This window comes from Yersinia sp. 1252 StPb PI, from assembly GCF_048593885.1.
Lineage (GTDB): Bacteria > Pseudomonadota > Gammaproteobacteria > Enterobacterales > Enterobacteriaceae > Yersinia > Yersinia enterocolitica_E.
On record NZ_JAZGQE010000194.1, the window covers coordinates 1 to 8,016 of the forward strand.

Sequence of the window (8,016 nt, forward strand, 5' to 3'; positions counted from 1 at the left end):
ATTTAAAATTATTATTAGGCTAACTTATTCGCCGTTAACCAGAATGATGGTATTAAGAATAGCTATTTCTTACATTTTGTATGGGAATAATTATACCTAATGCTAAGTGCTATAAATTTGATGTGATCGATTGTTTTGTTTTATTTGAACCTACTCAGGGGCATTACTAGCAAAAACGTGATCCCAAACAGGATCTACTGGGCTAAAGTCTTTTTTGCAGCGTGAAATGCTGAATTCAAGTCAAAAATCGGGCTGATGAGTGACAGATTTGTCTGAGTGAGTAGATGCGAGTAGACTGCATCCCCTGTTTGATTTCGGAGTTAACCACCATGAGCGAAACGGCAAGCTGGCAGCCGATTGCACCTATCGCCAATTTGTTGAAACGCGCAGCAATAATGGCAGAGATCCGGCGCTTTTTTGCCGATCGTGGCGTATTAGAAGTTGAAACGCCAACCATGAGCCAAGCGACAGTGACGGACGTTCATTTAGTCCCATTCCAAACCCGGTTTGTTGGCCCGGGCGCTGCCGATGGTATGACGCTGTACATGATGACCAGCCCGGAATACCACATGAAGCGCTTGTTGGCGGCAGGCAGTGGATCTATCTATCAATTGGGGCGCAGTTTTCGCAATGAAGAAGCTGGCCGTCATCACAATCCTGAATTCACCATGCTGGAATGGTATCGCCCACATTATGATATGTATCGCTTAATGAATGAGGTTGATGACCTGTTGCAGCAAATACTGGATTGTAATAGCGCTGAAACCTTGTCTTATCAGCAAGCATTCCTGCGCCACTTAGACATTGATCCATTGTCGGCAGATAAAGCGCAATTGCGTGAAGCCGCGGCAAAACTGGATTTAAGTAATATTGCCGATACAGAAGAAGATCGCGATACGCTATTGCAGCTGCTGTTTACCGTTGGAGTCGAGCCACACATTGGCCGCGATAAACCCGCCTTTGTTTATCATTTCCCCGCGTCTCAAGCTTCACTGGCGGTGATCAGCACTGAAGATCACCGAGTAGCAGAACGTTTTGAGGTTTACTTCAAAGGTATTGAGTTAGCGAATGGTTTCCATGAACTGACTGATGGTGATGAACAACTGCAACGTTTTGAGCAAGATAATCGCATGCGAGCCAAACGGGGTTTACCGCAGAACCCAATCGATATGAACTTAATTGCCGCCTTGAAACAGGGCTTGCCGGATTGCTCAGGAGTGGCGTTAGGTGTTGATCGTCTGGTGATGCTGGCGCTGGGGGCGGAAAGGTTAGATGAGGTTATCGCATTCCCAGTAGGGCGTGCTTAATAACCCCTCGCCCTTGGCGCCGCAGCGGCGTTCGCTACGTTCACGAACACTGATGTAAGCTCATCGGGATTAATGAACTTGCTGCCGTGCTGCAACACCAATGACTTTGGGTAATATTCCTGATTATTGGGCCTGACTCTTCACAGAGTCAGGCCATTTCTCTATCGATACGTCAACTTAATTTACAAGCTACCCGGTGTGCGGCCACGCCCTGAAGTAATAGTGCGGCCAGCGCCACGCCCCAGTGTTTCCAGCCGAGCCTGGAAGGGTGGGAATGGCAGAGTAATGCCGTGCTCACGGTAACCGGCCAGAATCAACTGGTGGATCTCATGGCGCAGTGGCATACGATGGCCCATTTCGGCGGCGTAAATACGCAGTTCGAAAATCTGAATCCCTTGTTGAAGATCAACCAGATAGACCTCGGGTGGTGGGTTATCCAATACCAAGGTACAGCGGCGTGCAGCAGTAAGTAACACCTCAGTCACTTCCTCACTGCTGGTTTCAGCCGGAGCCGGCACTGTGAGTACCACACGGGTAATTGAATCCGACAGTGACCAGTTAATAAATTGCTCAGTAATAAATGCCTTATTCGGCACGATAATTTCTTTGCGATCCCAGTCAGAGATAGTTGTGGCACGGGTATTGATTTTGGTCACGCTACCGGTGAGATCACGTATGGTCACGGTATCGCCGATACGGATCGGTTTCTCGAACAAGATGATCAGACCAGAAACAAAGTTGGCAAAAATCTCCTGCAAACCGAACCCCAAACCTAAACCAAGTGCGGCAACCAACCATTGGAATTTCGCCCACTCGATCCCCAACATAGAGAAACCGAGCAAGCTGCCGAACAGGATCAACAGATATTTGGTGATGGTGGAGATGGCATAGCCCGTTCCCGGCGTCAGATCCAGATGCTGCAATAGCGCCAGTTCCAGTAGGGCAGGCAGGTTACGCACTAGCTGGGTAGTCACAACCATCACTAAAATAGCGATCAGCAGTGATCCCATGGTGATCGCCTGCACCGACTCAATACCGTTAATGGTGGATGACACATCCCACAGGCGAATATTTTCCAGAAAACCAAACGCTGAATGAATCTCAGACCACAATGCTATCACTGAAACCAAGGCGATCATCGTCAGGATCGATCGCACCAGACGCAGAGATTGGGCGCTGATCACATCCAGATCAATGACCGGTTCCTCAACATCAATGGACCCTTCGGTACTGTTATTGTGCGGCGTATCTTCTTCACCGCGGGCGCGCTGCGCCAGAATATCGGCTCGCCGCTGCTTAGCTCGGTCAAAAGCAATACGGCGGCGCTGAATCAGCATCCAACGGCGGATAATATGGTAAACCACCAACAAGAAGAACCAGATGGCAACCGAGGTTTCCAAACGCGCCAGTAGCGCCTGTGAGGTGGTGAGATAACCGAGCGCCGCGGCCAATGCCGCAATCAGTGGGGCAGATAGCAGTAGCCCCCATAACGCCACGTTAATGATGTTCTCGCCCGAGCCTTTTTTATCCAGATAGAGTGGAATACCGGCTCGTTTCAGGCTATTGGTCACCAGACTTAAGGCAACACACAGCAAAATAAAGCACAAGCGGCCCAGGGTGCCAGCGAATTCACGGTCGTTATAATTCTCGAATGTAATCAGTGCCATCATCAATGGGATAATCAACCACACTGACATGCGATAAAAACGCATTGCCCGCCCGACCTGCGCCGGTGACCAGCGGAAGTGGGTGATAAACAGGCCATGAGGATGGGCAAACGAGGCACTTATCATAAACAGCCACAGTACTGGCACGGTGGCAGTGACGGCATTACCAATGGCGATCGCCATCGGATATGACCAGGCGTTTTGCAGGCCATAGCCGAGCGCGGCCCACAATACCGGTAGCGGCAGCGCCATCAGAATTGACCAGAAAACGGTACGTAATGTCAGGGAGAAATGGTCTTGCGTAACCTTACCTACCCGGCTGCTAGCACGCTCCAGGAAGGCATGATAGTGGCGACGCAAGCTGATACTGAAACCGACAAACAGCAAGGCTGCGCTGATCGGTAGCAGTGTCTCCTGGCTGGTCATCATCATGACGAATGCGCCACTTAACTGCGAAAGTGTATCCAGCGACAGTAAGCGGGTCAGGTCATGGGCAACGTTAATCGGGTAAGACAGTGATATTGGGCTGACATCTGCGACCCAAAACAGATAACGGTGAGTGGCCTCGCGAACTTCACTTAGCGCATCCACCAACTGACTGTTGGCCACTTTCAACTTGGTTAATTCTAGAATCTGGGTGTCATAGCCGGACAGCAGAGAATTCAGCAATTCGCGCTGTGTGCGCCATTGAGCATCAAGGATCCGCTGCTGTTCGGTGGTGAGCGGTGTACCATCATTTTGCTTTAATTTGACATTTTGCTGCTGTAACTTCTCCAACATGTCTTCATATTGCAGACGTTGAACCCGCAACTGCGCCATATCACGATCCAGTTGCTGAGATTTCGGTACGTCAGGCAATCTTGCAACCTGTGCCCGCAGTGTTTCCCCCAGTGCGGTTGAAACGCCCAGCCACTGGGCCTGTTCACGAATAGTACTGAGAGCCTGCCGGACTTGTTGGGTCTGGGCTACCGCTTGCCGTTGTTGCGAAGAGATCAGATCAATGCGTTGCGCCTGTTGATTTAGCGCTTGAGATAGCTCGCGGTTGATTTGCAGTTGCTGGATGATTGACTCAGGTAAATCGCCCCCTTGTTCCGCCAGTAACTCGGTGCGCTCAAGTGCCTGTTCAGCCGCCTGCTGACGCTGGTTATTGAGATTATTACGTAAGGTTTGGAGCTGAGCATCAACCCGTTCTTGACGCTTTTTGTATAACTCGGCGCGCAGCCGTGACAGCTCTTGCCGGTTGTTGGCTGAGAGCTGAGAAAGCTCCAGTTCATTGGCTTTAGCCTTACGGGCCACGGCTTCTGCTTGTAGTAATGCAAACTGTGCCTGTGCGACCGGATTGGCGGGGTTACTTTGCGCCTGAAGGCGGGTGCTGATTTCAGTCAGAATTCGCCGAGCTTCTGATTGCTGCTGAGGCAACTGGCTGAGGGATTCACTGATTTCCCGCGCCCGATCCTGTTCTTGTTGCGACAGACGGCTTAATTCCAACAACTGGCTGCTGATTTGCAGCACTTGTTGTTCCAGTTCGGATGTAGACATGTTACTGGGTACGGGCAGGGGTTTATCCCCTTCTTGCGCCAGTTCCTGGCGTAACTCGCGGGTCAGTTTGGGGAAGTCATCAATGGCTTTTTGATACTGCTGGGCGCGGATATCAGACTCTTTTGCATCCGCCAGCCAGCTAAGAGCCGATTGCAGCGCCTGAACAATTTCGGTCTGATTTGGCATCCCTTTATTGGTTTCAGCCTGTTTCAGCTCTTGTCTGAGCTGATCTTCATTAGGCTGAGTTGCCGCATGCAACGGCAAAGACAGCAGCATGACAAATGACAGTAACAGGCCAAAAGAGAGTGATTTACCAAAAGATCGAGAAATTATTAGGCGCACGTAAGGGTTCCTTAACATCGATTACGTTTATACCCGTCATACTCCAAGCTGCATATGCATTGGCTGCTCTCGTTTACCCGAATCATTGACTAGTCTCAACTCATCGGGTTTATTCGCTTGCCGCCTTACTGCAACTCGAATTATTTAGGGTATAGCAGTAGGGACGGCTTCGGCTAATACTTCACCCATGCGGGTAACAGAACCACTGTTTAACTGTGGTGCTAAATAGACTTTACCTTCAGCAAACAGGTTAATCACTGTCGAGCCTAACTTAAAGCGGCCCATTTCTTGCCCTTTTTCCAGCACTACCGCGCCTTCAGTTCCTGCTTGCGGATAGGTCCATCGGCGAATCACACCTTCTCGTGGCGGGGTAATGGTGCCAGCCCAGACGGTTTCTATGCTGCCAACAATAGTGGCACCTACCAGAATTTGTGCCATCGGGCCAAAAGCGGTATCAAAGATGCAAATAACACGTTCATTACGTGCGAAGAGATTAGGCATATTGGCCGCAGTCAATGGATTGACCGAGAACAAATCACCTGGCACATAAATCATTTCGCGCAAGATACCGTCACACGGCATATGGACGCGATGGTAGTCACGTGGAGCCAGATAGGTGGTGACAAAATGGCCATTTTGGAACTCAGCAGCCAACATATAGTTACCGGCGAGTAGGGCTTCCAGCGTGTAGTTGTGGCCCTTTGCCTGCAAAATTTGCCCGTCATGAATTGCGCCTAACTGGCTAATAGCGCCGTCGGCAGGTTGGGCCAAGAGGTTTTCTTCCGTTACAACAGGGCGCACACCCGCGCGCAGTGGGCGCACAAAGAACTCATTAAACGAACGATAAGCAGAGAACTCAGGGTCCTGGGCTTCCTTCATATCAACATGGTAGTAGCGGGCAAATGCCTTGATCACCAGTTGGGTCAGCCAGCCACCTTGCTTATCTGCCCCCCAGCCTGCCAAACGAGTCAGGCCAAGTTTTGGGAGTAAATATTGTAATCTGATTTTGATACTGTCCAGCACGTAGACCTCTGGGTAAACGGTAAAATTAATGAGGGGGCGCATTATACTCGTCGCCCTTCAAGATACAGGGGTGTTGGCTGCCTTTACTCACACCAGTCACTTACTTGAGTAAGCTCCTGAGGCTTCGCTCAATTGCCGCTTACCTGCATCTTGAAGTCACTGGGTATATATCTTTCTGCGCCCACAGTTTTTAGCTAAAGCATGTTCAACAGGACTATTGAGACATCATTTCTCGTCGCTATCAGATGTCTTACGCGGCTTCGCCTGTTCCATACTTTCCAGGATTCGATGGTAATTATCGAAACGCTCTTCAGCGATTTTGCCTTGTTCTACCGCTTCGCGCAGTGCACAACCGGGATCGGTGGTATGGCTGCAATCACGGAATTTGCAATGGCCGAGATAATCACGGAATTCGACAAATCCTTGAGTGATTTGTTCCGGTGCCAGATGCCAGAGGCCAAATTCACGCACCCCCGGTGAGTCAATCACATCGCCGCCTTGCTGGAAGTGATATAAGCGGGCTGCGGTGGTGGTGTGCTGACCCAGACCTGAATTACCCGATACCGTATTCACCAGAATTTCGTTATCCGTTGGCGGTAACAGGGCATTCAGCAGGCTGGATTTACCCACGCCGGACTGACCGGCAAAGATACTGATGCGCCCGGCCAGTGCCTTTTCAAAGGCTTCCATCCCTTCACGGGTTTGACTTGAGACTTCCAGCACGTTGTAGCCAATGCGCCGGTAAATCTCCATCATGCCATCAACGAATTTACGGCCATCGGCATCCAGTAAATCGATTTTGTTCAACACAATTAACGGTTCGACTTCCAGTGTTTCACAGGCCACCAGATAGCGATCGATAATATTAAGAGAAAGTTCAGGTAAGATCGCCGAAACGATCACTATCTGATCGATATTTGCGGCGATCGGTTTCACGCCGTCGTACAGGTCAGGGCGTGTCAGCACGGATGTACGCTCATGTACGGCTTCGACAATGCCTTTAACCCGCACACCTTCCTGAGCTTGCAGGCCTGGACGCCAGACCACACGGTCACCGGTAACCAGTGATTTAATGGTACGGCGGATGTTACAACGGTGTTGAACACCATCGGTGGCTTCGACATCGGCGTGCTGACCGAAACGACTGATTACGATACCTTCTTGCGCATCGCCAAGCTGAGAGTCATCTAACTCAGGTTTTCTATCAGTGCGTAGCCGACGCTGATGGTTTGCCTGCACACGGCGTTGTTGACCTTTCGACAGTTTATTCTTACTCACTGCGCCTCACTTGAATCTGCATTAATACCCTTCATACTTGAAGCCGCTGGGGCCACTCGCTTCACTCCCCCGCATCGGTGTAATCTTATCGGGATTCGTTTGCTTGCTACCTACCTGCAACGCCAATTTCTTTGGGTATATCGCTGGTTGCGACCAAAAGGGCTATGATACACATTATTTTATCAATTAACCGTTTGTTCGGTAGTCTCACCCGCTAACAGGCAGGAAATATTATGGCAGAGAATCAAAATAATCTGATCTGGATCGATCTGGAAATGACCGGCCTTGATCCTGAGCGCGATCGGATCATTGAGATAGCCACTCTGGTCACCGATGCTAATCTCAATATTCTAGCCGAAGGCCCAGTATTGGCGGTTCATCAGTCAGATGAACAGCTTGGGCTTATGGATGAATGGAATGTGCGTACCCATACCGGCAGTGGTTTAGTGGAACGGGTTAAAGCCAGCCCATTTAGCGATAGTGATGCTGAATTACAAACCATTGAATTCTTGAAACAGTGGGTTCCAGCAGGCGCTTCACCTATCTGTGGTAATAGTGTCGGCCAAGACCGCCGCTTCCTGTTCCGTTATATGCCAGAGCTTGAAGCTTATTTCCACTACCGCTATCTGGATGTCAGCACGCTAAAAGAGCTGGCACGCCGCTGGAAACCAGAGATTCTGCCAGGTTTCAAAAAACAAAATACCCATCAAGCACTAGACGATATCCGTGAATCTGTGGCTGAGCTTGCCTATTACCGCGAGCATTTTATTCAATCTTAATCCCCTGCGGCCTTGAAGTAGCAGGGGTGTTAGCTGCACTCACTTACCCGAATCACTTACTTATGTAAGCTCATCGGGATG

The 8,016-nt window shown here is 50.1% G+C and carries 5 protein-coding genes; 2 read left to right on the forward strand and 3 right to left on the reverse strand.

Features of this window, described 5'->3' with window-relative positions; all coding sequences use genetic code 11:
- Nucleotides 1-329 precede the first annotated feature (329 nt).
- Complete coding sequence (gene epmA, locus V2A85_RS20030) at nt 330-1,307, forward strand: elongation factor P--(R)-beta-lysine ligase (RefSeq protein WP_372557818.1); 978 nt, start codon at nt 330-332, stop codon at nt 1,305-1,307.
- A gap of 182 nt (nt 1,308-1,489) precedes the next feature.
- Here epmA and mscM read toward each other — a convergent pair whose 3' ends face one another.
- The 3 genes from mscM to rsgA form a co-directional block, all read right to left on the reverse strand.
- Nucleotides 1,490-4,873, reverse strand: coding sequence for a miniconductance mechanosensitive channel MscM (gene mscM, locus V2A85_RS20035; RefSeq protein WP_372557819.1), 3,384 nt, complete (start codon nt 4,871-4,873; stop codon nt 1,490-1,492).
- Between the two features lie 126 nt (nt 4,874-4,999).
- Nucleotides 5,000-5,878, reverse strand: a complete 879-nt coding sequence (gene asd / locus V2A85_RS20040; protein WP_420072180.1) for an archaetidylserine decarboxylase — start codon at nt 5,876-5,878, stop codon at nt 5,000-5,002.
- Between the two features lie 225 nt (nt 5,879-6,103).
- Nucleotides 6,104-7,156, reverse strand: coding sequence for a small ribosomal subunit biogenesis GTPase RsgA (rsgA, locus tag V2A85_RS20045; RefSeq protein ID WP_005187493.1), 1,053 nt, complete (start codon nt 7,154-7,156; stop codon nt 6,104-6,106).
- Nucleotides 7,157-7,389: 233 nt separating this feature from the next.
- Here rsgA and orn point away from each other — a divergent pair, with 233 nt between their 5' ends.
- A complete protein-coding gene (orn, locus tag V2A85_RS20050) occupies nt 7,390-7,935 on the forward strand; it encodes an oligoribonuclease (protein WP_005187496.1) in 546 nt (181 codons plus the stop codon).
- Nucleotides 7,936-8,016: the final 81 nt, after the last annotated feature.

Excerpts from the sequence above, each read along its gene's own strand:
- epmA (WP_372557818.1), top strand. The coding sequence starts at position 330 with ATGAGCGAAACGGCAAGCTGGCAGCCGATTGCACCTATCGCCAATTTG.
- mscM (WP_372557819.1), bottom strand. The coding sequence starts at position 4,873 with ATGTTAAGGAACCCTTACGTGCGCCTAATAATTTCTCGATCTTTTGGT.
- orn (WP_005187496.1), top strand. The coding sequence starts at position 7,390 with ATGGCAGAGAATCAAAATAATCTGATCTGGATCGATCTGGAAATGACC.